The organism is Paenibacillus sp. J31P316, from assembly GCF_056269105.1.
In genome coordinates, this window is sequence record NZ_JBWDNI010000020.1 from 92,462 (window position 1) to 115,333 (window position 22,872).

Genomic DNA, 22,872 nt, shown 5'->3' on the forward strand with positions numbered 1-22,872 from the left:
CCAGATCGAGATACAGCGAGTCGGTGATCAATTAAAAGTCGAAATTGGTTAAATCACGATTGCCGGCCGCATCCGTTTCTCGATCGTCGACTTGATGTCGCGCACGAGCTGGACGGATGCTTCGATTTCGACCTTCCGCGTCGATACGCTCTCCACGCTGCAGCCAAGCGGAATGCCCTTCTCCAGCCCGAACTCGAAGATTTCCTCGAAAATCTTGTGCGACAGCGTAATGGACTTGTCCAATACGTCGTTGGAATACTTCAGATCGTTCTCCAGCCACTTCGGAATGCTGATGCCAAGCCACTTCATGAAGTCGAGCGTCTTCGCGGAGCCGCAGGGCGCAAGATTGATCAAGATCGGCACCATGTCGATCTCGTGATCCCGGCAGTAATAATAGTAGTCGGACAGAAAATCCTTCGCCGCCTCGACGTTGTACGCCGCCTGCGAGATGAAGAACCGGCAGCCGCGCCTGATTTTGTCCGCGATGCGGATATGCTCGTCATGCTTCTTCGCATGCCGCTCGGGAATGACCACGCCGCCGAAGGCCAGCTTCGGATTGATGCGGCTGCTCAGCTCATAGGCCGACGGCAGATCGAGGCTGACCGCCTGCTTGCTGGAAGAAGCCCCGACGAAGACGGAGAAACGATCCTGCCCGGAGTCTGCCTGCAGCCACTCCGACAGTTCCGTCTCCGAACGGTTGCCCACGCAGCGGTAGATAATCTTCGGCACGTTTAATCGGCTTAAATATTCGTTGCTGTAAGCCATCGGCTCGACCGTCCGGAGGTAAGGGAAGGGCCTGTCCTGATCGACGCGCTCGCTTTCCTCCTGCACGTCGTACAATATCAAGCCGTCGATCGGCAGTCCTTCCAGCCGCTCGCATTGCCGCTGCGCGATCTCGGCCATCTTCTCGGGCGGATGGGATTCCTTCGGCGGCGTCATGCCGTAAGTTATAATACCGGTCTCCCGGTTGCGTATTTTCTCGTTCAGCATTGCTTGCGTCACATCCTTGCTGTATTGTCATTGCGTCCGTGTCTACATTATAACTCCGGGCGGAATACTTGCCAGCCCCCCGTATGAATTCGACTTCAGCATGGGTAAATCCTTCGTGCGTTAAATGATCGGGCGGCAAAAAAGGCCGCCGGAGTCCGGCAGCCCTTGCAAAGATCCTGATGCTTCATGTGGTTAGAAGTGAGGCATTACCCTTTAAACCCCGGAAAGTCCGCCAAGTCCGATGCGTGCAGCAGAAACAAGACGATGCCGATGATTGCCAGCAGAACGATCATGAACGTTTGCTTGAAGGGGTCCCTGATCCGGACATGCGTCAAAATGCCGCCGATGGACGTGACCGCGAGCAGCAGCGCGCCGGCCGCCGTCCAAGAATCGTCCCAATAGCCGACGATCAGCGCCGCGACGCCGATGGCTTCGACCAGGCCGGTCACAACCCGGAACCATTGCGGCAGCCGATAATGCTTGAACCCTTCCACATGCATTTTCGAACCCGACAACTTGCCGACCGCGGCCATCAGAAACATTAACGCCAGCAAGGATTGCAAAATAATCGATAGCACGTTCATCCTCGACCCGCTCCTTTACAGCTTTGTATTCATACCTATGTCGCCTATACTGTGCTTATTAAAAGCACAGTATAGAGCAAAAGAAAAGCGCAGCGTTAACTGCAACTTCAATAAGCACATTATACTGGCAAAGCAGGCTTTTGACCAGCCCCAATAGGAGTCAGTTATCCATAAGCCTGGCTACACCTTGAAAAACTCGATCCGGTTCATCACGTCCGCGATCGTAAACCGCGTTAAATATTCGATCGTCCGCCGTTCGGCCTCCAGCAGTATGCCCTCCAGCTCCGCGTCCAGCAGGTCACCCGCTTCCCCGCAATCCACGTCAACCTCGGTATCTGTCGTGACCGTATTAACGGCCGCATAGATCTCGCCCAGCGTCACTTCGCAAGCCGATCTGCACAGGCTGTATCCGCCTTCCCGCCCGCCCTTCGACTCGACGATCCCCGCTGCCGCCAAAGCCTGCATGACCCTGCGCATGAACGTGGCATGCGAATCGACTTGGCTCGCGATCATGGCGCTCGATAGAATGCCTTCGCTCTTGGCCAGCCATACGAGGGAGTGGACCGCGATTTTGAAACGGGGCGGACCGATGTTCACGCCGCGATTTGCCGTGCTCATGTCCGATCACCTCATCATGTGCAATTTGTGTAAGCACATTATAGAGCAGGGGACCGGAGCACGCAAGCCGCCGGCCGCCCCCGCCTAACTTATCGCATCCGAAACGGCATGCCGTCCGCATATGAACATTCTGCCCCCAAGCACGCTACCGCCGACTCGCCAAAATCAGTCCGTCTCGCCCTCGAACGGCCGGCCATTCACATACACAGGCCTGCCCATTTCGCCAATCATCTCGATGACTCGGTCCCCGCGAAACTTGATGCCCGCGATGATCCCATCCCGAATGTCGATCTCATTCCCCCGAAACCGAAACGCCGCGTTGATCTTCGCATCCCATCGCCCCGCCAGCGTCACGACCGCTGTCTCTTCCCCTTCATATGCCGTCTTGCAGTAAATCCCTCCCGGCAAATCCAGCTCTCGATATACGGCCAAGCGGTCCAGCACTTCATCGAATGCAGCAGTCAACGGCAGCTCGAATGCGAAATATTCGACATTCCCCTTCCGAACGCCCAATACTTGCCCGCCGACGTCCACGACCGGCTCGCCGCCTTGCAGCGTTAGCGGGTAGCAGCGCATCGGGATCCGCTTGTCCGTAAACCACATATCCCAAGCCACGTATTCATGCTCGCCCTCGTAATGAATGTCGGCTGTGTACGGAACAGCCCGCGCCCCCGTCAATTGCTCGAATTCTTCGCGGATATCCCGGCCCTCCGTCGTGCAATTCGCCGGCGGCCCCATGAAGATCACCTTGCCTCCCTCGGCGGCATAGGACTGCAGCGCGTTCCATGCCGCTTCCGGCAGCATGACCGGCCAAGGGACGAGCAGCGTTTCGTACTTGCCATAGGCCGTCTCGAACGAAGGAATTACATCGACTTCGATATGCCGCAACAGCAGCTTGTCGAGCAGCGCCTTCATGCTCATCCGATGATAATGCATGTTCTCGTCGTTCATGCCCGCAACGGATTCCCACAGATACAGCATGGCGACCTTCGGCCTGCTGACCGCGCCGCCGATGAAACGTTGGAATTCCTTCTCCAGCCGGGTGCATGCCGCCGTCTGCGGCCAAGTCCGATGCTCGGGGTAGCCTGGGCCGAACTCGCCGGTTCTCCCGTACGCATGCGCGATCCAGCGGACGCCGCGAACGGCGAGCAGACGATGGTAAGCATCCATTTTCTCCGGCGTCGGATAGCGGTCCCAGCACATATTGTACGGAATGCCCGTCGCCGAGTATTTGGCGATCGATTCGGCGAGCAGCGTCATGGACGTCATCGTGCGCTCCGCGTCGTACTGGGCGTCGACGAAGCCGCCGCTTAGATTGTCCGCCAGACGGAAATAGTCGAGGTTGCCCGCCCACAAATCGCCCGAATTGCCCTCGCCCCACCACGTATGGTGGAAACCGGCGAAGAGGCCGGCGCCGTGCAGACGCTCGAACGCTGTCCGGGCATGCTTCTGCAGCGCATACGTCTGTTCCATCGTTAAGTTGTAATAATCGAATCTGACTTTGCCAGCGCCGCCCCGCTCGTCCTCGTGGTTGAGCAAGGGCAGCTTGTCCAGCAGCTCATAGCCGTACCGCTCGCGAAAGGCAGCGAGAAAATACGGCCCCGCATGGTAGACATCCTTCATCCGCGTTCCCGTGCCGAACTCGTCGATCGCGAGTCCGGAGATCGGCAGCTCCGCGAAGATTTCCGCATGCTTGTCCACGTCCGCGAACGTACCAGGCGCGGCGAAATCTAGGACGTCCACGCTGTACTCGGCGTAGAGCAGCATTTCCATTTCTTCTCCGTCCTCCCGGCCCGGCCCGCATTCGCCGACGACGCGGGGAACGGCATCCATCTCGAGCCGATAGCTCAGCTCGCTGGTAACATCTGCATAACGGACGAGCCTTCCGTCCGCGCCGCTCCGCTCGATCCGAAACGCGCTGCGTATACCGATCAATCTCGGTCTCGTTGTCCCGCCGCCGAACGCCGGCTCCTCGATCGCCGCCTCGAAGCGGCCGCCGGACACGATTGCGCCATGCTCGACAAGCCAGCGCTGGCGGTCCGCCGGATGCTGCTTCGCCAGCTGCTGTCCCGGACCCGGGACGATCTGGACGACCTTCATCCCAAGCGCATCCGCCTCCCGCGCGGCCGCTTCGAATGCCGCATAGCCACGTGGATCGAACGCATCGTATAAACAGTTTCTGAACTCAATGCAAACCGTATCGAAGCCCTTATCATGAATGTCGGCGACGGACCTGCGGATTCTCCCGTGATCCAGCACCGCATCCGTATCGAGCAGCAGCATGATCGGCGCAGCGTACCTCATCTTCATCTCTCCCCTATGGATGCGGACATAGGAAAAGGCAGGCTACTTTCCCCCTCCGGGAACGCCTGCCTCTTGCCCTAAGCCCACTTTCTTAAGCCCTTGCCTTACGCTTGTGCTCTTGTGTTACGCTTGTGCTCTTGCCTTACTTTCTTGCCTTACTTTCTTGCCTTACTTTCTTGCCTTACGTTCTTGCCTCATGCTCTTGCTTACGCTTTGCTCGCGATAAAAGCATCGACTTGCGCTTGCTTGTCGGCGATGATTTTGTCCAAGCCGGCTTTCTTCAGGTCCGCCAGGAATTGCGTGTACTTCTTGTCCGTGTCGGCGCCGTACAGACCTGCCGCGAAGACGTCTTTGTATTGCGCGATGACGGCTGCGCAGTTCGCCGCTTCGGTCTTGATCTTGGAATCGTCGTACACGAAGCCCATGAGAACGGAAGTCGTCGCGCTGTCGTTAAGCTGTTTCGTTTGCTCCCATACATCGTCGGCGCTTGCGGCCGGAATCAAGCCGTTGAACTGATTGCCGAACATCCAGTCCGAATTAGGCATGTATTTGGAATCTGCTACCGCTTCGTATTTGTTGTCGCCGATCTTCTTGTAGTGCGTGCCTTCGATACCGTGGCTGATCAGGTTGTACAGCTCTTTGTCCGTGTTGATCAGCTCGAGGAACATAACCGCCCGCTCGGGATTTTTGGATGTCGCGGATACGGCCGTCAATGTCGCCGTCACGTTATTGGTCGTCAGCAGCGGGTTGCCTACGCCGTGCATCACGACTTCCTTGAGATTGTCCGCTTGCGCTTCCGCTTGTTCGCCGCCCGGCGCGATGTTCGCCACGGCGCCGTACATTCTCGTGCGATCCCAATTCGATGCGGTCAGCACGTCTTTCGGGATGACGCCGGCTTGCTGCAGGTCTTTGCCCAAATCGACGACTTCTTTGTATTCCGGCGTATCGAATTCGTTGAATACTTTCGGATTGGCGTCCGTGGATACGATCGAGCCCGGGATGTCCGAACCGCCTACGCTCTCCCAGCCCTTCATTTCCTTAAGCGGCGAGATCCAGTCCGCTTTCCAGGTCATGCGATCCGTCCGGTCCTTCGGCTCTTCGGCTTTGACTTTCTTCAGGTATTCGGCGAAATCCTTGAACGAATTGATTTGCGTGATATCCGTGTTGTATTTGTCCGTGAATTCCTTGTTGTACCAGAAGCCGGACTGTCTGGCGAAAATTTGCTGGTTGATCGATGCGTACAGCTTGCCTCCGACTTTCGCGGCATCCCAAATCTCCGGCTTCATGGAAGCATACAGGTTCGGAGCGAATTTCGGCAGCAATTCCGTCAGATCGGCATACGCGCCGTTCGTCGCGTTGGCGACGTAGTTCAACATCCATGGAGCCGTGAAGACAAGATCGAACTCCTCTTGCGTATTGATCATCACTTTCAGCTTTTGCTCGTAATTATCGAAGGAGATCGGGTAGAGTTGGATCTCCGTGTTGATCTTCTCTTTCAGAATCTTGTTCATCGCGTCCTGCACGACTTGAAGATCCGGCTGAGGGGAGCCAGGGAAATAATACTTCAGCGTGACAGGCTCCAGATCCGCGGCAGCGTCGGCATTCGCTTCACCCGCATTGTTGGTTGCGGCTTGCGTATTGTTCGTACCGGTGCCTGCATTGCCTGCTGCGGCATTGTTCGTGCCTTCGTTGTTCGTGTTGCCGTTGTTGCCGCATGCGCTGAGAAGCATCGATGACATCGCTGCCAGAAGAACCGGCAGTACCACCCGTTTTGCGTTTTTCATTGCTTGAACTCTCCCTTTTTATAAGTGTGTACGCTATATATATAAGGAGCCCAGCTCATCGCTAAATCGCTCCATTATACCATGGCTTGCGGCCTGACTTGGGGATTACTTAGCCTTTGACGGCGCCGACGGTCAGTCCTTTGATGAAGTATTTCTGCAAATAAGTGAACAGGAACACCATCGGAAGCGTTGCGATGACCATCATCGCGAACATGATGGAATCCGAAGGCACGGAAGCAGGATCGATCGTCTGCGCGCTTCCCGGCATCACGTTGCCGCTCTTGATGAAATTAACCGCGGAGACGATGTTGTTCAGCACCAGTTGGATGGGATACTTGTTCGTATCGTCGATAAAGAGAATCGGGCTGAATGCCTCATTCCAATAACCGAGCGCCGAGATTAGCGCCAGCGTCGCCATGGCCGGCTTGGACAGAGGGAGAATGATCCGGAAGAACGTTCCCCAATCCGACGAACCGTCGATCTTGGCCGCCTCGGTAAGTGCCGGCGGGATATCCTGGAACAGCACCCGCAGGAGGAAGATATTGAACGGCATCGCAAGCGCAGGCACGATGATCGCCGTCAGCGTGTTCTTCCATTCCAGATATTTGACGATCAGAATGTAGAGCGGAACCAGGCCGCCGTTGAAGATCATCGTCAGGAAGATAAAGCCGGATACGATGCCCCTGTAGCGAAAATCCCTTCGCGACAGCGGAAAAGCGACGAGCGCCGTGATGAACAAGTTGGCCACTGTACCGATGATCGTGATGAGCAAGGAATTCCGATAGCCGTTAATGATGTCCTTCGGCACCTTGAACAAGTAGACGTAAGCATCCAAGGAAAACCGGTGAGGAATCAAGGAATATCCGAAGGTTGCAAGGGCCCGGCTGTCCGTAATGGAAATCATGATCGTCATCACGAGCGGGAAGAGCGAGAAAAAACAAATGATGATCAAGATGGCATTGATGATAAAGTTGTACGATTTGTTCGTGGTCATGCGAACGCTCCTCTCTGATGCGGCTTGCTTAGAACAAGCTGTAGTCTTTGTTGACGCTCTTGGCGACTTTGTTCGTGCACAGAATCAGAATCAGGCCGACGACGGATTGGAAGAGGCCGATGGCCGCGCTCATCGAGAAATCGCCGTTCTTCGCCAGTGCCCGGTAGACGTACGTATCGATGACGTCGGTGACGGGATAGAGCTGGCTTTGATTTTGCGGGACGAAATAGAAGAGTCCGAAGTCCGCGCGGATGATATTGCCGAGCGACAGAATGGTCAGCACGGATATCATCGGGATGAGAAACGGCAGCATGATCCGCCATATCGTCTGCAGCCGGCTTGCGCCGTCGATCTCGGCCGCCTCGAACAATTCCTTGTCGATGTTCATGAGCACCGAATAGAAGATCAAGCTGCCGAAGCCGGCGCCCTTCCATATCGATACGATCGTCAGTATCCATATCCAGGCGTTAGGAGTCGCGTAGAAGTTCATATTGATGCCGAGGACGCGGTCGAACAGGTCGGTCAGCAGTCCCGAAGTCGGACTGAACAGCGAGGTCAGCATCAAACCTACCAATACCCAGGAGAAGAAGTAGGGGATGAACAGGACCGTCTGATACAGCTTCAGCCTCGTCCGGCTGACGACTTCATAGAGCAGAAAAGCGAGCGCCACGTTGACGACCGTGCCGACAAGGATCATCAGCAGGTTCAATCCGATCGTATTGCGCAGGACGAGCCATGCCGTCTGGGATTTAAAGAAGAATTCGAAGTTTTCCAATCCGTTCCACGGGCTGTGCCATATCCCCTTCGACGGCACGAAGCGCTTGAACGCAAGGATGACGCCGATAATCGGAATATAAGAGAAAATAAAAATTTTCAGCAAAGCCGGAAGTGTCATCAGCAGCATCTCGCTGTTTTGTTTCAGGTGTTTTAATCTCCCGCTTCTGGATGCCATTGCGTAATCCCTCGTTTCTATGAGCTCATGGCGCCGGTCGTCGTTCCCCCCGAGCCACAACGCAAGCATAGTCCCGTTCAAGCCGGGCCGTATACTTCAATTTCCCGCAAAACCACTCCAATATCGCCGAAATAAACGGAAAAATCGGGATATCAAAGTGCGATATCCCGATTTTGAAGTGCGCAGCGAAGGCGCGATATGGTGCGGAACGGTGCGGAACGGTGCGGCATAGAACAGCATTGTTCAGTATAGTACAGCAAGGTGCGGAATTCCCGCATGGCATGACGCGGTATAATGCGGAACGATGCTGCTTGCCGGCGTTTAGCCGACTTCCACGCATGGCGAGCTCACGATCAAGCCCCTGGAATCGGTAATGGCCGTATAGTAGACCGATGCGGCAGCCGGAACCTCGACCCGAACGAGATCGTTCGTCAGCTCAAGCGGTTCGCGAACCCACTCCGTGATGCATGCCGTACCGTCTTCCGTATAAGTAATCCCCTGCACGGAATAGTAGAGGTCGACTTGCTTCACGGTCACGCCGTCCGGAACAATGACTCGCATGTTCTTCCAGCAGCCATCCTCATCAGTGGAAATCAAGCGGACCAACGGCGCCCCCCACCCCGTCCGGCTGTCCGCGAACGCAAAGACTTCCTCGCGGGACCAGCCCTCTGCGTGGCCATGCACGTACCCGTGCACGAGCGAAAGGCTCGCATCGCGGCTGTTCGCGAATGAATCGGATGTAGAGACCGCGCAGAAGAAAGGATCGGCATCTCCGTTCAGCCACAGGAGCGGCAGATCCGCTCGGGCACTCCACTGGGAAGGCTCCCATCGCAAAGCGGCCGGCTTGCGATCGAACTCCTGGCTCAGGCAGCTCTTCCTGCCCTCCATGTACCCGCTTCCGTACACGGGAATCGCGAAGGCCAACCGATTATCGATACCGATCAGAATACTCGATAGAAAGCCTCCCCACGATATGCCGGTCACGCCGATGCGCGAGGCATCCACCAGCGGATCTTCCCGAAGCAGGGAATGCGCCAGCATGGCGTTGCCCAACGCTTGATAAATCCATTGATCGGGCACGGGCTCGCCGATATCATCGAAGAAGCCCATGCGCGGCGTGCCGCCGTCCGGATGATGGGCCGAGGCGTCCGCTCCGGGCGAGACCGGGCGATTCCCTTCCAAATCCATCGCAATGGCCGCATACCCTCTGTCGTTCCAGACCTTCACCCAATCGGAGAAGGCCGTTCCCCCGCCGCCGTGGAGCAGGATGACCGCCGGCACCTTCCGATCCGGCGCCGCTCCCTCCGGATAACCCAAATAGGCGAATACTTTCGTTGGACGGTTACGATCCTCCAAGCCTGCATAGAAAATCCCCTTCACCGTTCCGGCATCCATCTCCGGATCGGCCTGCACTTCCGGACGCGACCATACGCTGTCCGGCCATTTCAAGTTGTCCTCCATCGCAAATCCCCCTTGGCATCATGACGCTCACAGCAAGTGTATCGTCCGGATCCTGCCGCGGAAACTTCGAAATCCTGCAAAAGCTCTCCAATTCCAAGCAAATAACGAAAAATCGGGCTATCGTTGGCCGATATCCCGATTTTGAAGTCTATAGGATTGCTATGCGCAGACGATGACCCGATCATTTATTCAAATTGCGGTATTCGCTAGGCGTGATGCCGCTGTGCTTCTTGAACAAGCTATAGAAATAATTCGTGTTGCTGAATCCCGTCTTGAGCGCGATTTCCTGGATCGATTCATCCGTATTCGCCAGCAATTCCTTGGCCTTGTCCAGCCGGATCTTATTGATGTGCTCGCTGAGCGATTCGCCCGTCGCGCTCTTGAACAGCTTGCGCAAATATTCCGCGCTGATATCGAAGCGCTGCGCGATGTCATCCGGATTGAGGCCCGGCTTGGCATACTCCTGCTCCACGAGCGCGATGATCTCGTTCAAGCGCTGGCTCGTCCGGTCGCTTTTCTTGTCCTGCATGAGATGGATCTCCGCCATGAGCGCGTCGCCCAGCCCGATGATTTCGTCCGCCAGCGTGTCCAGGCTCTCGAAGCGCGATAGATGCTGGGCAATGTCGAAGAAATGATCGATCTTGACGAGCGACGAATTGCCGTTCTTTCGATCCAGCGCAGCTTTCAGGGATATCGCGATTTGCAGAATCGTCAGTTGCAGGTAAGCGAACGGGTACAAGCGCGCTTCGTCCAGCAGCTCTCGAATTCGCTGCACCGCTTCGTCCCGCTTGCCCAGCAGCAGCAGGCTGGTCAGATGATCGACCTCGGCCTCCGGCACTTTGAAGGTCTCTTTGTTCAGCTCCCGCAGCCTCGAGATATACATGACGGATCCAGGTCCGCCGAAGATCATGTAATTCATGGCATCGTAGCATTCGGCCAAGCTGTAAGGAATTTCCGACACTTCTTCGAGGATATCGCCCGCGGCAGCCGACAGCTTCAGCTGCAGCACCTGATCCGCGCGATCCACGATATTCTTGATCAGCTCGGCCGCGGCGGTCGAGGACAATTCGAAGTCGTTGAACTCCCCGTTCAGGAGCATGGCGACATGCCGATCCCCAAGCGCGAACGCTTCCGCCTTGAACCTGGTGTCCGAAGCAAGCTCGTTCATCAAGTTAATGAGGCCGTATACGAACAGCTCCTTGTCCCTCGATGAATAATCCGTTCCATCCGCTCTGAACCGGTCGATATGGAATAACACCAGCTCGAAGCTGTCCTCCATTCGGAAAGGGATCCCGTGCCCGTCGAACTGCGCCTGCTGCGGCCCGCCGCGTCCGCCCGATTCGGTCAACCTGCGCAGAAAGGCTTGCTTGCCCTCGTATTTCTTGTTCTTGTCGGTCGTGAACCGTCTCTCCAGCTCGACCACGTATTTTCGGAACGCGCCGAACAGGTTGTTCGCGATCAGATAAGCGATCAGCAGGAAGAGCAAGGTGACGCCGATGACGATCAGCGAGGTAGCCAGCAGGTCGCTCTTGATTTTGTCCGTGATCTGATCGTATGGCGTAATCCGGATATACTTCCAATCCAGGATGTCCGATGTCGCATAGGAGATCAGCACCTTCTGGCCGTCCAACTTGCCGATCCGGTAACCGCTTGCATGGTCTTGGATACTAAAGATGGCGCCGAAGGCCGGGTTGCTGTCGATTCGATCCGTATACCGATACTTCCCGTTCCCGAGGATGACCTCCCCCTTCGCGTCCGTGACGATGATTTCTTTGCTGATGGCGGAATCCATCGATTGGATCGTATCCTCCAGCCACGTGTTCGACAGGTTCAGGATAATGGCGTTCGGGATGACGTCCGGATTGCCCTCGTAGAAGACGAACGTATACACGTCGTCCAACTGCGCGGAGTCTTTCTGGAAGTTATAGTAACTCGGAATGCTTCTAGGGATCGGAGCAAGCTTGCTGACCTTGCCTTTCAGACGCTCGACGATATCCTGATCGGGAAAATCCTCCGGCCGGTATAGGAGTCTATTGTAGTAGAACGCATTCGCTTTACGATTATAGATGTAGATATTGTTCTCGTACGGCATATTGATGTTGACCGATTGCAGCTGGCGCTGCAGCTCGCTGATCTCGATCTGATCCATGTTGTCGTAATTCATCAGCTTAAGGGCCGCGGGATTCGTGTTGTACTGCATCAGCACGAACCGGGCGTTATCGAACATGAGATTGGTGCTGTATTTGATCAGGGAGAGCTGGTCTTTGGTATAGGATTGAATGATTCTGGAGGCCGTGCTGTTGAAGTTGAAATAAAGCGCAGTGGATAGGATGAGACCGATCGATATGATGACGACGGCGATCGATGCATAGACTTTCGCATAGCCGCTTTGGAATCTGAGGTGCTTGGTAACCATTGGGACCCCCCGCAGTAGATGTGCCTTCCCCAAAAGATACCATATCTCTTCGCCGAAAGTAATGGTTAAACCTGTAAAAGATTGTCACGACCCGCTGCTGAATGCCGTCGTCCGGCAAACAACCGCCGCACGACAGCCGGTCCCGCAGATTCGCTCCCTGCAATGGGATAAACGAAGAAGCGGAAGCGCAATTCGCGCCTCCGCTTCTTCCGCGTGCTAACCCTGCTCCAGCAGCTTCGCGTTCACCCATTCGCGCTTGGCCAGCAGCCATTCCGCGTCCCGCGGATAGACGCTCATGCTGATCGGCTGATCCAGCCCTTCCTCCAAACCTGCGAGCACGTAGTCCCTGCCGTACCGTTGCTCCAACAATCGGAGCGCCCGCAAATCCTGCAGCGCTTCGCGGAACACCTCCAGCCGGATCGACTCGACGGGCTTGCCGTCTTCCCCCGGGTAGACGAGGAAGGCATCGCCGGAAGGAAAGGCATGCACCGCGTCCGTCACCCGATAAGGGTCGATTTCGCTGCGGGAATACTGGGAGTACCAGAAGTTAAAGCCCCAGTGCAGGAAGCCGGTCAGATTGAACTTGTACAATTGGATGCCCAGGATCCTGTTGCGCGCCGAAGGCATGCTGAAGAATCGGTTGGCGACCTGCTTGTATTGGCCGCAGCAATAATAGGTCCACAGCGGCTCGACGCCATGCGCCAGAAACGGCTCGATATGGTCGCTTCCCGGAATCGGATTCTTGACGAGCCCCTTCTCGTAGAAGGCAAAATCCGAGAGCGCGTCGATGATCGGGAAACCTTCCAGCAATTCTTCCACCATCTTGCTTGCGCTGGAGTAGGAGTCCAAATGATCGATCGAGGGCTCGTCGGAGACATGGAAGTAACTGCTTCGTTCCAAGCCGTTTGCCTTGATCCAATCCGTCAGCGCAGGCAGGAACTGGCCGATGAACGCGCGGTATTCCTCGCCGCCTGCATCCGTCTCCCAGCCGAAGATCCGCCTTGTCTCGCCATCTTCATCCATGGCCACGATTTTGGGTGCGTGCTTCGCGCCCCATTGGGTAAAGAGATGCGAGAATTCGAAGTATGCGATTCCCTGCCGCTGACAGAGCGTCACCCATCTGTGCAGCCGCTCGAAACCGAACCGGTACGTGCCGTCGCCGATGCGATGCACGTCCACCAGCTGGACGGTCGGGCGTTCCCCGCCGACCTGCGTATCCAGCGGCGGCGTGAAGAGCGGCGTCAGCAGCATGTTGATGCCGTGCTTGGCAGCCGTCCGAGCGTAGCTCTCGATGAGGCTCCAATGCGCTTCGCTGAACACGTCGACCTTGTAATGCGTCGCCAAGCAATCCGTATGGAACCATTCCGTATGAATCAGCTGCTGCTCCGGCAGCGACAACGGAAGAAGGTCGAGCTCGAAGCTTTCTTCCCCCAGATCCTCGCCGGTCGCCGTCTCGAAACGGATCCGAATCTCGAATCGCCCCGCTTTGACGGCCTCTCCCGGCTCCACCGTCACCCAGACGGAGCGCCATTGCCCCGGAAGCGCCGTCCATCCTTCCACGGCGGAAGGCTCCAAGAGCGGATCCGGATACAGTCCCGGCGACGTACGCAGAACATGCTCGTCATGATCGGCGTACACCGGCATCTCGGAAGGCACAAGTCCCACCGAGCGCAGCGTAATCGCCGCATCGATATCGGAGTCGCCGCTGACCCGCAATCCTTTCATTAACCGGTTCGAACGGTACGCCACCTGGAAGGAGACCGTCTCGTTCGCCAGCGCGCTCGCCTGGCGGTAAGGTCTCTCGGTTAGTTCTTCGTCTGCGAATACTTTCGCCAGCGAGCTGATGCATCGCAGCTCGAGCTTCACTTGCTCATTCCCCATGATTTCATGTTCCTCCCTTAGCTATGGATGATGACGATTAGAAATCGCAAAGTCAGGGCACCTGGTGCCCTGACCGATTTTGAAACGTGCCGAGGAGAAGGTCGCGGATTCGCGCACCGCGCATCCGCAGCGACCGGGAGCGATGCGCGCCGCTCCTGCTCCGGATTTAGCCGTTCACCGCTACCCAGTCTCCTGCGAGTCCAGCAGATGCGATCTCAGCCTCGATGATTCGAATCGTTTCCTGCGTGCTTCTTGGCGTTGCGGCCGTAAGCGGCTCATTAGCCAGCAGCGTTTCCACGAAATATTTGATTTCCAAATAATAGCCTTGTTCCGGCGAAAGCTCGGGCGCAAATCCAGCCGCGCCGTTCGGGTTCACCTTCACGTCTCCGCCGCGGAACAGCACATTCCCCTGCTCGAAGTTCACGCGGTACGTCATCTCGAAGCCGAAGTCGCCCTGCAGCGTCCAGTCGACCTGCGCATTGACGACTTTGCCGTCCGCATATCGGAAGTTCGTCGATACGACGTCGTAGCCCGAGCCGGGAAGAAGGATGCTCGCTTGGCAGGAAACCGCCTGCGGTTTTCCGAACAGCCAGTTGATGACGTCGGTGTCATGCACGTGCATATCCAAGAGGGCGCCGCCGCTCTTCTTGCCATCCAGCAGCCATGGACCCCAAGTAGGCGTTCCGCCGCCGCGGAAGAACGAAGCGCTGGTGACCTCGCCGTAAGTTTTCTTCTCGACAAGCTCCTTCAAGTACACGTAGGCCGGCCAGAAACGGAGGCATTGCCCGATCAACAGCTGCTTGCCGTTCGCTTCGGCCGCGCCGATCATCTCTTCGCATTCTTCCGCGTTCATCGCCATCGGCTTCTCGCACAGCACGTGGAGACCTGCCTGCAGGCAGCGTACCGTTACTTCTTTGTGCAAATACGTCGGCAGCGCGATATCGATGGCGTCCAGCTCTTCCTGCTTCAGCAGTTCCTCGACGGAAGCGTATTTCCGGAACCGTCCGAAATCGACGGCATCCTCGGAGGTCGTCTCGATATTGCCTCCCGCTGCACGGCCTTCCAGCTTCTCGGGATCGATATCGCAGACGGCTACCAATTGAATCGGCAAGCCTTCCTTCTCCAAGCGGAGATAGTTTTCCATATGCGTCCTGCCCATGAATCCAAGTCCGATCAATCCAATTTTCAGCATGGCCTTACTTCCTCCCTAGAATCGCGCTCATCGAAGCGGATGTATTATAGATGATCTGTTTGCCATGGTGGGTATACGGCGGAATCATTTCCCCGATCACGAAGTCGTCGTAGCCGATCTCCTCCAGCGCCTTAACGACCTCCGGATAGTTCACGTCCCCGGCCAACAGGTCGACGAACCCGGACAAGCCTCCGCTCTCGCGGCGGTAATCCTTGAAGTGGACCTTCTTGATGCGCGTATTCAAGATCCGAACCCAATGCTCCGGATAGCCCGCATACACGACATTGCCGACATCGAAATAAGCGCCGACGTATTCGGAACCCGCTGCATCGATGAACTGGCGCATCTCAAGCGGAGACAGCAGGAATTTGTTCCATACATTCTCGATACCGATGGAGACCTTCGCGGCCTCTGCCGCTCCGGCTAGCTTCGTAATCGCTTCCAACGCATAATCGTATGCGCGGTCATAAGGCACCACTTCGCTGCCTGGAATGAAATCGACGCCGACCGCTCCAGGGATGACGAGAATCGTATCCACGCCTAGAATAGCTGCGGTTTCCAGCTGCTTCTTGACGATATCCTGCGCCTTCTGACGGTTATCCGCGTTCGCGCTGGTCATGGAATAGCTCCAGTACAGCCCGCTGGCGAGGCTCGTCAGCGCAATGCCAGCGTCCTCCGCTTGCTTGCGAATGTCCTCGATTTCCCGCGCGCTGCTTTCCAGGCTTAACGGTCCGGTTTCGTTCAAGGAGAGCTCGATGCCCTCGAAGCCTGCGTCCTTGGCAATCGCGATCGCTTCCGCGATGCTCGTCTGCTCCGGAAACGACCAAATATTGATCCCTTTTTTCATCCCATTCAGCCTCCTGTTCATGGTTCTATTATAGAAGCCGGAAGGCGAGCGGGATTTAGCAATTCAGCCGGAGTTTTTGCACTGCGTCTATGCTAAGATGGAAGGTGTCGGACAGACGACAATCGTGTATCTGCCACCTTCCAATGCGAACGAAAGGATGACCGCCGCCATGGAATTCACGCCGCTTGCGCTAGGCGAATCCATCTCGATACCGAAGCTCTATTCCTTTCATTATTTCGAATATGCCAAAGGCTTCGTCTTCGAGGGCGAGGAGCATGATTTCTGGGAGTTTCTATACGTGGACAAGGGCGAGGTCGAAGTCCGCGCGGATGATCGGACGATCAAGCTTTCGCAGGGGGAAATGATATTTCATAAGCCCGGGGAGTTTCACACCGTTCGGGTCGCGCAGGAGCACAAGCCGCCGAACCTGATCGTGATCTCCTTCGAATGCCGCTCGACGGACATGGTCCGGTTCGAAGACAAAGTGATCGCCTTAGGCAAACGGGAACGGGAGCTGCTGGCGCTTATTCTTCAAGAAGGGTTCCGCACGTTCAGCCCTTCGTTCGATGATCCGCGATTTCACCAGCTATCGCCGCATCCCGAAGCTCCTTACGCCGGCCAGCAGGTCATGCGATCCTATCTGGAGCTGCTGCTCATCTTCCTGCTGCGCGGCGAAGGGCCTGTCGCCGTTCCCGAATCGCCGAAGCTGACCTCGATGCATCAAGACAATGCCGAGATGCTCGCGGAGGAGCGAATCATCGCTTACATGCAGGCGCATTTGGCGGACAACCTCACGCTTGACCAATTGTGCCGTGCCGTTCACCTGGGGAAAACCCGGCTGAAGGAAATCTTCCAAACCCGCATCGGAACGGGAGCGATGGAATACTTCAAACAGCTCAAAATCACGGAAGCCAAATCGCTCATCCGCGAGCAGCAGTACAACCTTACGGAAATCGCGGCCAAGCTCGGTTATGGGAGCATTCACTATTTCTCGCGCGACTTCAAACGCTCTACCGGCATGTCCCCTTCGGAATACGCCCGCTCGGTCAAAGCGCGCGCGGAAAGCCGCGATTAGCATCTTCAGGAAGATATTGGCAAACACACCAAAAGGCCTGTGAGTCGGTCCGCGCTATGCGGAACACGCCAACTCACAGGCTTTTTCTTTTCAATCCTGCTCCTGAAGCAGTTCTATTCCTTCAATAATAATGCTTCTAATAAAGCACCTCTTCTTCAACGCTTTTCATATAAGCGTCATCCTAAGCGCCAGAGGCATCGGCCAGCGCGGCGCTCTTTTTCCGCCCGTAGACGGCGCGGGACAGCAGGACGCTGATTTCATACAGCAGCACGAGCGGGATGAAGACCATCATATGCGAGATCAGCTCGGGCGGCGAGATAAGGCTTGCGACAACGACGAGCACCAAGTAGGCGTACCGCCGCATCTTGCGCAGACCCCTCGGGGTCAGTACGCCGATCTTGGTCAGAAACATCACGACGACCGGCAGCTCGAAGGCCGCCGCGAGCGGAATGACGATATTGCACATGAAGCCGAAATACTGGGCTACGCCATAGGTCTCGACCAGATGCATGCTATGCGTGATTTTAGAAGTAAAAGCGAAGCTCATCGGAAAGACGACGAAATAACCAAATGCGAGTCCGGTCAGGAAGCAGATGACGCTGTACGGCACGTACCGCAGCGCCGCCGAGCGTTCGTCGGGATGAAGTCCCATCTTCACGAAACCCCATAATTGATACAAAATAAACGGCAGCGATACGGTAAGCGAGATCACGACCGCAATCGTCATGTACATGCGAATGCCGTCCCAAGGCGAGAATACGTTCCATGTCATCTCCGATCCCGGCGGAACGCTTTTTAAATACCGCAGCACCTTTGGCGACAAATACAGCCCGCCGCCCATCGACACGAGGAAGACGGCAAGGATTCGCCAAATCCGGGTTCGCAGCTCGCTCAGATGCGACAAGAATGTCATCGTTTCCTCGCTTACCCTCATTCGCAGCACAACCTTCCGGGTTTCCTCAGCTCGAACGTATGGAATCCGTCCCTCAGCTTGTCGTTAATTTCTTTCAGCCTCTCCACATCCTCGAACGAGTACTTGCGTGCGCCGCCTTTCGATCTGACCGGGAAAACCAACTGCCTCTCCTCATAGTACCGGATCTGCCTTTCCGTCAAACCAGTCAAGTCGCAAACGATCCCGATGCTCATCACTTTGTCCTTCATCGTCTAACGGCCTCCCTACGTAGGTGTAGTCGTCGATCACTCGGATTTCTAATGAATTGATGTGATGAAACTTAACATTGATCTCTTGAGATGGATAATAACAGCACTTTCTGTATTATTCAATGGGCCTGATAGCACGGTCTTTATCCCATAAAGCTTTAGTACCACATCATATTATTGGGATAAACGCCTATTTTATAGGGGTTTCACCCTAATGAACGTTAGTTGAATCATTTTATTTATCACCTATATTAATTTCATTTATGTCAGATAAACTAACAAAATATTGGCCCCATTCAAAATATCCATGCTACATTTGCTCCAGAGTCGGACAGATGATCCACTAAAGGAGCTGAAGCGCATGGAAACAAAAGAAACGCCAAACGAATGGTCGCGCAGACAATTTCTGACGACCGTCGGAAAGATCGGCGGTGCCGCTGCCGTATTCAGCGTCATGGGCACGATGGGCTTGTTTTCGCCAGAAACGATGAAGGCGGCCGAGTACGAGCCTCCTTCCAGCTGGGATTTGAAAGGCACGAACCGCTCCGGCAAACGCATCATCATCCTGGGTGCGGGTCTCGCCGGTCTGACGTCCGCCTACGAGCTCGGCAAAGCCGGGTACGACTGCACCATCCTCGAAGCCCGTGCCCGCTCTGGCGGCCGTAACTGGTCGGTCCGCCGCGGCACGACCGTGACGGAGGTCGGGGGCCAGAAGCAAGTCGCCCGTTTCGATGACGGCCACTATTTGAACGCCGGCTGCATGCGCATCCCGCAATTCCACGTGACCATGGAATACTGCCGGGAATTCGGCATCCAGATGGAACCGTTCAACAACGTGAACGAGAGCGCGTACTACTACAACGAGAATGTCGGCGGCGCCCTGTCCGACACCCCCGTACGAAAACGTGCCGCTAAGGCCGATGCCAAGGGCTATATTAACGAACTTCTGGCCAAAGCCGTCAATCAGCCAGGGCTTGACCTGCCGATTACGCCGGAGGAGAAAGCCAAGGTCGTCGCCTACCTTCGCTCCGAAGGCAACCTCGATGCCGACTTGTTCTATAAGGGATCATCGCGCGGCGGCTACAAAGACGAACCCGGCTCAAGGCTCGATGCCGGCGTTATCCGCGACCCTTTCGATATGAAAGCCATCATCAATTCCGGCTTTGCGAACTACATCAGCAGCGAGTACGAATACGATCAGCAAATGATGATGTTCCACCCCGTCGGCGGTATCGACGCCATTCCGAAGGCGTTCGAGAAGCGGCTCGGCAACCGGATCAAGCACAATATGGAAGTTACGGAGATCAAGCATGTCGGCGAGAAGGTGCAGGTCTCGTACAAAGACCTGCTCAGCGGCGAAGCCAAGCAAATCGAAGGCGACTTCTGCATCTGTACGATCCCGCTGTCCGTGCTGAAGACGATCAAACATGATCTATCGCCGGAGATGACCACCGCGATCAATAATACCAATTACGCGAATGCCGGGAAGATCGGCCTGCAGTTCAAACGCCGCTTCTGGGAGGAAGACGATCTCATCTTCGGCGGGAACACGCTGACGAACATGGACATCTCCTCCATCTACTACCCGCCGACGAACTACTTCGCCAAGAAAGGCGTGCTGCTCGGCTACTATGCATTCGGCGCCAAAGCGGATAAATTAGGCGCACTCTCCTTCCAGGAACGCGAAGCGATGGCTCTGGCCCAAGGCGCCAAGATTCATCCGCAATATTACCGCGAGTTCGAGTCCTCGTTCTCCGTCAACTGGAAAAACATCAAATACAACATGGGCAGCTGGGTGTCCTACTCCGGAGAAGACCGTAAGACCAACTATCCGGTGCTGTGCCGTCCCGACCGCCGCGTCTACCTCGCCGGCGAGCATATCAGCTACATTACCGCTTGGATGGCGGGAGCCATCGAATCCGCACGGTCCGTCGTCACCGACATTCACGAGCGCGTCATGAAGTCCTAGTTTTTCGCAGGGAATATGATTCGACGGCAACCGCCGGCAACGAGCTCTTATCTTACGCTAATCAGCCTTAAGTCTTGGCAATTGCCGACATTTGTCGGCAATCGCCGAAATCCACCCGCAAGCAGCAGCATTCGGCGGTATTCGCCCGCGTTTGCGCCATATTTTTCACGGCCGCGCCTCCAAGCGCCTGCCGAACGTGAACAGACCATTCAGGAGGGGAAGAACTATGCATCTGAATCGTAAATTAAAAATCGCCCTTGGCGTCGTCGTTGTTTCCAGCCTGGCAGCCACCGCGAGCGTCTACGCCGCAATTACGCCAAACAAATATCCGCTCGCCCCGATTCACGAGGCGGAGTTTTACGGAAGTCCCTCTTCCTCCATTGCCAGCGCCGTCGCCATGCCGGGCAACATCGCCACGTTCGAGACGAGCGGCACGACGCCGTCCGTCATCAACAAAGACGGCAAAACCGTTTACGAACGCTACGGCGATACAGAAACACAAGGGCTTAGCGTTTTGAAAAACATAGAGAAACAGCTTAAAGAACAAGGCCTGTCCTTGAAAGACGTCACGTACCTGCGCGTTTACGTTGCTCCCGATGCCGAGAAGGGCGGCAAGTTCGACTTCGATGGCTGGTTCAAAGCGTATGCGAAATACTTCAATACGAAAGATAACCCGACTAAGACTGCCCGTTCCACCGTCGGTGTCTCCGGCCTCGTCAGCGCCGACTGGTTGATCGAAATCGAAGCCGTTGCCGCCTATCCGAGCAATCACGATCAAGATTAATGTCCTTCACGCACGCCAAACACTGCCGCCCTTAGGGCGGCCACGGCCAAATGCCGATCCACACCCAATCGAATGGAGATGATCGTATGTTGCAAAACATTGGCTTTCCCGGTCTGATGATGATTATGGTCGTCGTGCTTATTATTTTCGGTCCTTCCAAGCTGCCAGAGCTTGGCCGCGCAGTCGGTCGTACGCTGCATGAGTTCAAAGCTTCGGCCAAAGAGCTTGTCTCCGACAACAAGGAAGAAGTTACGGACAGCAAGTCCTAACCTGCCGACGCTGACGTAAGAATAACGCCTTCTGCAAAAACCCCGCAACAAACAATAAGGCCGTCCTTGAAGCTGATACGAGCAGCTTCAAGGACGGCCTTTTCCATCATCTACCAGATACGTAACTTATCACCGATTCCGATATAAACAAAAAAAACCTTCTCCGGCGTGCGCATGCAGCGCGTCGCGTGAGAAGGATGGTTGGCTTATGGTGCGGTCAAGAGGACTCGAACCTCCACGTCATTGCTGACACTAGAACCTGAATCTAGCGCGTCTGCCAATTCCGCCATGACCGCATAAGAATAATGAAAAGTGAGCCATGTAGGACTCGAACCTACGACACCCTGATTAAAAGTCAGGTGCTCTACCAACTGAGCTAATGGCTCGAACAAAATGGCTGGGGATCTAGGATTCGAACCTAGGGAATGACGGAGTCAAAGTCCGTTGCCTTACCGCTTGGCTAATCCCCAACAAAAATGATTGCTCTGCAGACTAAACTGGCAAGCCGCTTGAGCAAGTAAATTAATGGCGGAGCCGACGGGATTCGAACCCGCGGTCTCCTGCGTGACAGGCAGGCATGTTAGGCCACTACACCACGGCTCCACACTATTCATTCTCGGTAAATGCCGAGAAAATTGGTTGCGGGGGCAGGATTTGAACCTGCGGCCTTCGGGTTATGAGCCCGACGAGCTACCGGGCTGCTCCACCCCGCGTCATTAAAAAACCAGCTATGCAATTCGTTCTCGGTAAGACGCCGAGAAAATTTGGTTGCGGGGGCAGGATTTGAACCTGCGGCCTTCGGGTTATGAGCCCGACGAGCTACCGGGCTGCTCCACCCCGCGTCATTAATTCATATATAGATGGTGGAGGCTGACGGGATCGAACCGCCGACCCTCTGCTTGTAAGGCAGATGCTCTCCCAGCTGAGCTAAGCCTCCATGATGATTTACTCCAGGGTTCCCGAAATGGCTTCGGATTAACCTTCAGAGCGGTACTTCATTTAGAGAATAAATTGGTGACCCGTAGGGGACTCGAACCCCTGTTACCTCCGTGAAAGGGAGGTGTCTTAACCACTTGACCAACGGGCCTTTATAATCAACGGTCTCCCGAACTGGATTCGGAATGACCACTTAATCGCCGCTTCACGCTTAGATGCGAATATGGCGGAGAGCGAGGGATTCGAACCCTCGATACGCGGTTAGCGTATACACGATTTCCAATCGTGCTCCTTCGACCACTCGGACAGCTCTCCATAATGGCTCCCCGAACAGGACTCGAACCTGTGACAACTCGATTAACAGTCGAGTGCTCTACCAACTGAGCTATCAGGGAATAAATCATGGCTGTAACTTGCAAGCAAGGCTTACGGCCATTAAAAAACCCACTGCGAAGTGGGCATGTCTTCAACCTAAGCTGAAGATAACAACTCAAAAACCGAATATGAATTCATGCATTCGCAAAGATTAGCTGGTTAACTTTTATTAGGATAAGCCCTCGACCGATTAGTATTCGTCAGCTCCACGCATTGCTGCGCTTCCACCTCGAACCTATCAACCTCGTCGTCTTCAAGGGGTCTTACATACTGGGAAATC

Annotated in this window: 18 protein-coding genes, 10 tRNA genes and 1 rRNA gene; 4 read left to right on the forward strand and 25 right to left on the reverse strand. The window is 55.5% G+C overall.

Annotated features, from left to right (window positions below; all coding sequences use genetic code 11):
* Nucleotides 1-48 precede the first annotated feature (48 nt).
* The 12 genes from AC0YNU_RS29835 to AC0YNU_RS29890 all read right to left on the reverse strand — a co-directional run bounded on the left by AC0YNU_RS29835 (nt 49) and on the right by AC0YNU_RS29890 (nt 16,023).
* Entirely contained in the window at nt 49-990 is a 942-nt protein-coding gene (locus AC0YNU_RS29835; protein WP_475763165.1) for a methylenetetrahydrofolate reductase, read from the reverse strand.
* A 206-nt stretch (nt 991-1,196) separates the two neighbouring features.
* Entirely contained in the window at nt 1,197-1,574 is a 378-nt protein-coding gene (locus AC0YNU_RS29840) for a DoxX family protein (RefSeq protein ID WP_475763167.1), read from the reverse strand.
* Nucleotides 1,575-1,754: 180 nt separating this feature from the next.
* Nucleotides 1,755-2,192, reverse strand: a complete 438-nt coding sequence (locus AC0YNU_RS29845) for an RrF2 family transcriptional regulator (RefSeq protein WP_475763169.1) — start codon at nt 2,190-2,192, stop codon at nt 1,755-1,757.
* Between the two features lie 165 nt (nt 2,193-2,357).
* A complete protein-coding gene (locus tag AC0YNU_RS29850) occupies nt 2,358-4,496 on the reverse strand; it encodes a beta-galactosidase trimerization domain-containing protein (protein ID WP_475763171.1) in 2,139 nt (712 codons plus the stop codon).
* Between the two features lie 206 nt (nt 4,497-4,702).
* Nucleotides 4,703-6,280, reverse strand: a complete 1,578-nt coding sequence (locus AC0YNU_RS29855; protein ID WP_475763173.1) for an ABC transporter substrate-binding protein — start codon at nt 6,278-6,280, stop codon at nt 4,703-4,705.
* A 109-nt stretch (nt 6,281-6,389) separates the two neighbouring features.
* Nucleotides 6,390-7,274 (reverse strand): carbohydrate ABC transporter permease, encoded by an 885-nt coding sequence (locus AC0YNU_RS29860; RefSeq protein WP_475763175.1) that lies wholly within the window; start codon nt 7,272-7,274, stop codon nt 6,390-6,392.
* Nucleotides 7,275-7,302: 28 nt separating this feature from the next.
* Nucleotides 7,303-8,226, reverse strand: a complete 924-nt coding sequence (locus AC0YNU_RS29865) for an ABC transporter permease (protein ID WP_475763177.1) — start codon at nt 8,224-8,226, stop codon at nt 7,303-7,305.
* Between the two features lie 321 nt (nt 8,227-8,547).
* On the reverse strand, nt 8,548-9,687 hold the full coding sequence (locus AC0YNU_RS29870; RefSeq protein ID WP_475763179.1) for an alpha/beta hydrolase family protein: 1,140 nt from the start codon (nt 9,685-9,687) through the stop codon (nt 8,548-8,550).
* Between the two features lie 181 nt (nt 9,688-9,868).
* Nucleotides 9,869-12,103 carry a helix-turn-helix domain-containing protein gene (locus AC0YNU_RS29875; RefSeq protein ID WP_475763181.1) on the reverse strand — a complete coding sequence of 745 codons (2,235 nt, stop codon included), beginning with the start codon at nt 12,101-12,103 and terminating at the stop codon, nt 9,869-9,871.
* A gap of 216 nt (nt 12,104-12,319) precedes the next feature.
* The gene (locus AC0YNU_RS29880) at nt 12,320-13,984 is read right to left on the reverse strand and encodes a DUF4091 domain-containing protein (protein ID WP_475763183.1); all 1,665 of its coding nucleotides are present in this window, start codon (nt 13,982-13,984) and stop codon (nt 12,320-12,322) included.
* A gap of 166 nt (nt 13,985-14,150) precedes the next feature.
* Nucleotides 14,151-15,176, reverse strand: coding sequence for a Gfo/Idh/MocA family protein (locus AC0YNU_RS29885; protein ID WP_475763185.1), 1,026 nt, complete (start codon nt 15,174-15,176; stop codon nt 14,151-14,153).
* A 4-nt stretch (nt 15,177-15,180) separates the two neighbouring features.
* On the reverse strand, nt 15,181-16,023 hold the full coding sequence (locus AC0YNU_RS29890; protein WP_475763187.1) for a sugar phosphate isomerase/epimerase family protein: 843 nt from the start codon (nt 16,021-16,023) through the stop codon (nt 15,181-15,183).
* 169 nt (nt 16,024-16,192) lie between these two features.
* Between AC0YNU_RS29890 and AC0YNU_RS29895 the strand changes: the two genes are divergently transcribed.
* Nucleotides 16,193-17,098: an AraC family transcriptional regulator gene (locus AC0YNU_RS29895; RefSeq protein ID WP_475763189.1), complete on the forward strand. Its 906-nt coding sequence runs from the start codon at nt 16,193-16,195 to the stop codon at nt 17,096-17,098.
* 181 nt (nt 17,099-17,279) lie between these two features.
* On the opposite strand, the gene tatC is transcribed toward AC0YNU_RS29895, so the two are convergent.
* On the reverse strand, nt 17,280-18,032 hold the full coding sequence (tatC, locus tag AC0YNU_RS29900) for a twin-arginine translocase subunit TatC (protein ID WP_475763191.1): 753 nt from the start codon (nt 18,030-18,032) through the stop codon (nt 17,280-17,282).
* Nucleotides 18,029-18,259 carry a MerR family transcriptional regulator gene (locus AC0YNU_RS29905; RefSeq protein ID WP_475763193.1) on the reverse strand — a complete coding sequence of 77 codons (231 nt, stop codon included), beginning with the start codon at nt 18,257-18,259 and terminating at the stop codon, nt 18,029-18,031. The genes tatC and AC0YNU_RS29905 overlap by 4 nt, the downstream gene beginning before the upstream one ends.
* 361 nt (nt 18,260-18,620) lie before the next feature.
* Between AC0YNU_RS29905 and AC0YNU_RS29910 the strand changes: the two genes are divergently transcribed.
* From AC0YNU_RS29910 to AC0YNU_RS29920, 3 genes are all read left to right on the forward strand, one after another.
* Entirely contained in the window at nt 18,621-20,228 is a 1,608-nt protein-coding gene (locus tag AC0YNU_RS29910; protein WP_475763195.1) for a flavin monoamine oxidase family protein, read from the forward strand.
* A 226-nt stretch (nt 20,229-20,454) separates the two neighbouring features.
* Nucleotides 20,455-21,012 (forward strand): RidA family protein, encoded by a 558-nt coding sequence (locus tag AC0YNU_RS29915; RefSeq protein WP_475763197.1) that lies wholly within the window; start codon nt 20,455-20,457, stop codon nt 21,010-21,012.
* Nucleotides 21,013-21,098: 86 nt separating this feature from the next.
* The gene (locus tag AC0YNU_RS29920) at nt 21,099-21,281 is read left to right on the forward strand and encodes a twin-arginine translocase TatA/TatE family subunit (RefSeq protein ID WP_161703776.1); all 183 of its coding nucleotides are present in this window, start codon (nt 21,099-21,101) and stop codon (nt 21,279-21,281) included.
* A gap of 209 nt (nt 21,282-21,490) precedes the next feature.
* Here AC0YNU_RS29920 and AC0YNU_RS29925 read toward each other — a convergent pair.
* The 11 genes from AC0YNU_RS29925 to AC0YNU_RS29975 form a co-directional block, all read right to left on the reverse strand.
* Nucleotides 21,491-21,577, reverse strand: a tRNA-Leu gene (locus tag AC0YNU_RS29925).
* A gap of 17 nt (nt 21,578-21,594) precedes the next feature.
* Nucleotides 21,595-21,667, reverse strand: a tRNA-Lys gene (locus AC0YNU_RS29930).
* A gap of 8 nt (nt 21,668-21,675) precedes the next feature.
* Nucleotides 21,676-21,751: transfer RNA gene (locus AC0YNU_RS29935), tRNA-Gln, on the reverse strand.
* Nucleotides 21,752-21,807: 56 nt separating this feature from the next.
* Nucleotides 21,808-21,884, reverse strand: a tRNA-Asp gene (locus tag AC0YNU_RS29940).
* 33 nt (nt 21,885-21,917) lie between these two features.
* Nucleotides 21,918-21,994 (reverse strand) — tRNA-Met (locus AC0YNU_RS29945).
* 52 nt (nt 21,995-22,046) lie between these two features.
* Nucleotides 22,047-22,123: transfer RNA gene (locus AC0YNU_RS29950), tRNA-Met, on the reverse strand.
* Between the two features lie 19 nt (nt 22,124-22,142).
* Nucleotides 22,143-22,218, reverse strand: a tRNA-Val gene (locus tag AC0YNU_RS29955).
* A gap of 75 nt (nt 22,219-22,293) precedes the next feature.
* Nucleotides 22,294-22,368, reverse strand: a tRNA-Glu gene (locus tag AC0YNU_RS29960).
* 73 nt (nt 22,369-22,441) lie between these two features.
* Nucleotides 22,442-22,532 (reverse strand) — tRNA-Ser (locus AC0YNU_RS29965).
* A gap of 4 nt (nt 22,533-22,536) precedes the next feature.
* Nucleotides 22,537-22,612: transfer RNA gene (locus tag AC0YNU_RS29970), tRNA-Asn, on the reverse strand.
* Between the two features lie 150 nt (nt 22,613-22,762).
* A 23S ribosomal RNA gene (locus AC0YNU_RS29975) occupies nt 22,763-22,872 on the reverse strand; the annotation flags it as partial.

What these genes read in the sequence shown, in the direction of transcription:
- AC0YNU_RS29890 (WP_475763187.1), bottom strand. Translation starts at nt 16,023, where the DNA reads ATGAAAAAAGGGATCAATATTTGGTCGTTTCCGGAGCAGACGAGCATC.
- tatC (WP_475763191.1), bottom strand. Translation starts at nt 18,032, where the DNA reads ATGAGGGTAAGCGAGGAAACGATGACATTCTTGTCGCATCTGAGCGAG.
- AC0YNU_RS29860 (WP_475763175.1), bottom strand. Translation starts at nt 7,274, where the DNA reads ATGACCACGAACAAATCGTACAACTTTATCATCAATGCCATCTTGATC.
- AC0YNU_RS29880 (WP_475763183.1), bottom strand. Translation starts at nt 13,984, where the DNA reads ATGGGGAATGAGCAAGTGAAGCTCGAGCTGCGATGCATCAGCTCGCTG.
- AC0YNU_RS29920 (WP_161703776.1), top strand. Translation starts at nt 21,099, where the DNA reads ATGTTGCAAAACATTGGCTTTCCCGGTCTGATGATGATTATGGTCGTC.
- AC0YNU_RS29905 (WP_475763193.1), bottom strand. Translation starts at nt 18,259, where the DNA reads ATGAAGGACAAAGTGATGAGCATCGGGATCGTTTGCGACTTGACTGGT.
- AC0YNU_RS29865 (WP_475763177.1), bottom strand. Translation starts at nt 8,226, where the DNA reads ATGGCATCCAGAAGCGGGAGATTAAAACACCTGAAACAAAACAGCGAG.
- AC0YNU_RS29895 (WP_475763189.1), top strand. Translation starts at nt 16,193, where the DNA reads ATGGAATTCACGCCGCTTGCGCTAGGCGAATCCATCTCGATACCGAAG.
- AC0YNU_RS29885 (WP_475763185.1), bottom strand. Translation starts at nt 15,176, where the DNA reads ATGCTGAAAATTGGATTGATCGGACTTGGATTCATGGGCAGGACGCAT.
- AC0YNU_RS29910 (WP_475763195.1), top strand. Translation starts at nt 18,621, where the DNA reads ATGGAAACAAAAGAAACGCCAAACGAATGGTCGCGCAGACAATTTCTG.
- AC0YNU_RS29855 (WP_475763173.1), bottom strand. Translation starts at nt 6,280, where the DNA reads ATGAAAAACGCAAAACGGGTGGTACTGCCGGTTCTTCTGGCAGCGATG.
- AC0YNU_RS29845 (WP_475763169.1), bottom strand. Translation starts at nt 2,192, where the DNA reads ATGAGCACGGCAAATCGCGGCGTGAACATCGGTCCGCCCCGTTTCAAA.
- AC0YNU_RS29835 (WP_475763165.1), bottom strand. Translation starts at nt 990, where the DNA reads ATGCTGAACGAGAAAATACGCAACCGGGAGACCGGTATTATAACTTAC.
- AC0YNU_RS29870 (WP_475763179.1), bottom strand. Translation starts at nt 9,687, where the DNA reads ATGGAGGACAACTTGAAATGGCCGGACAGCGTATGGTCGCGTCCGGAA.
- AC0YNU_RS29875 (WP_475763181.1), bottom strand. Translation starts at nt 12,103, where the DNA reads ATGGTTACCAAGCACCTCAGATTCCAAAGCGGCTATGCGAAAGTCTAT.
- AC0YNU_RS29840 (WP_475763167.1), bottom strand. Translation starts at nt 1,574, where the DNA reads ATGAACGTGCTATCGATTATTTTGCAATCCTTGCTGGCGTTAATGTTT.
- AC0YNU_RS29915 (WP_475763197.1), top strand. Translation starts at nt 20,455, where the DNA reads ATGCATCTGAATCGTAAATTAAAAATCGCCCTTGGCGTCGTCGTTGTT.
- AC0YNU_RS29850 (WP_475763171.1), bottom strand. Translation starts at nt 4,496, where the DNA reads ATGAGGTACGCTGCGCCGATCATGCTGCTGCTCGATACGGATGCGGTG.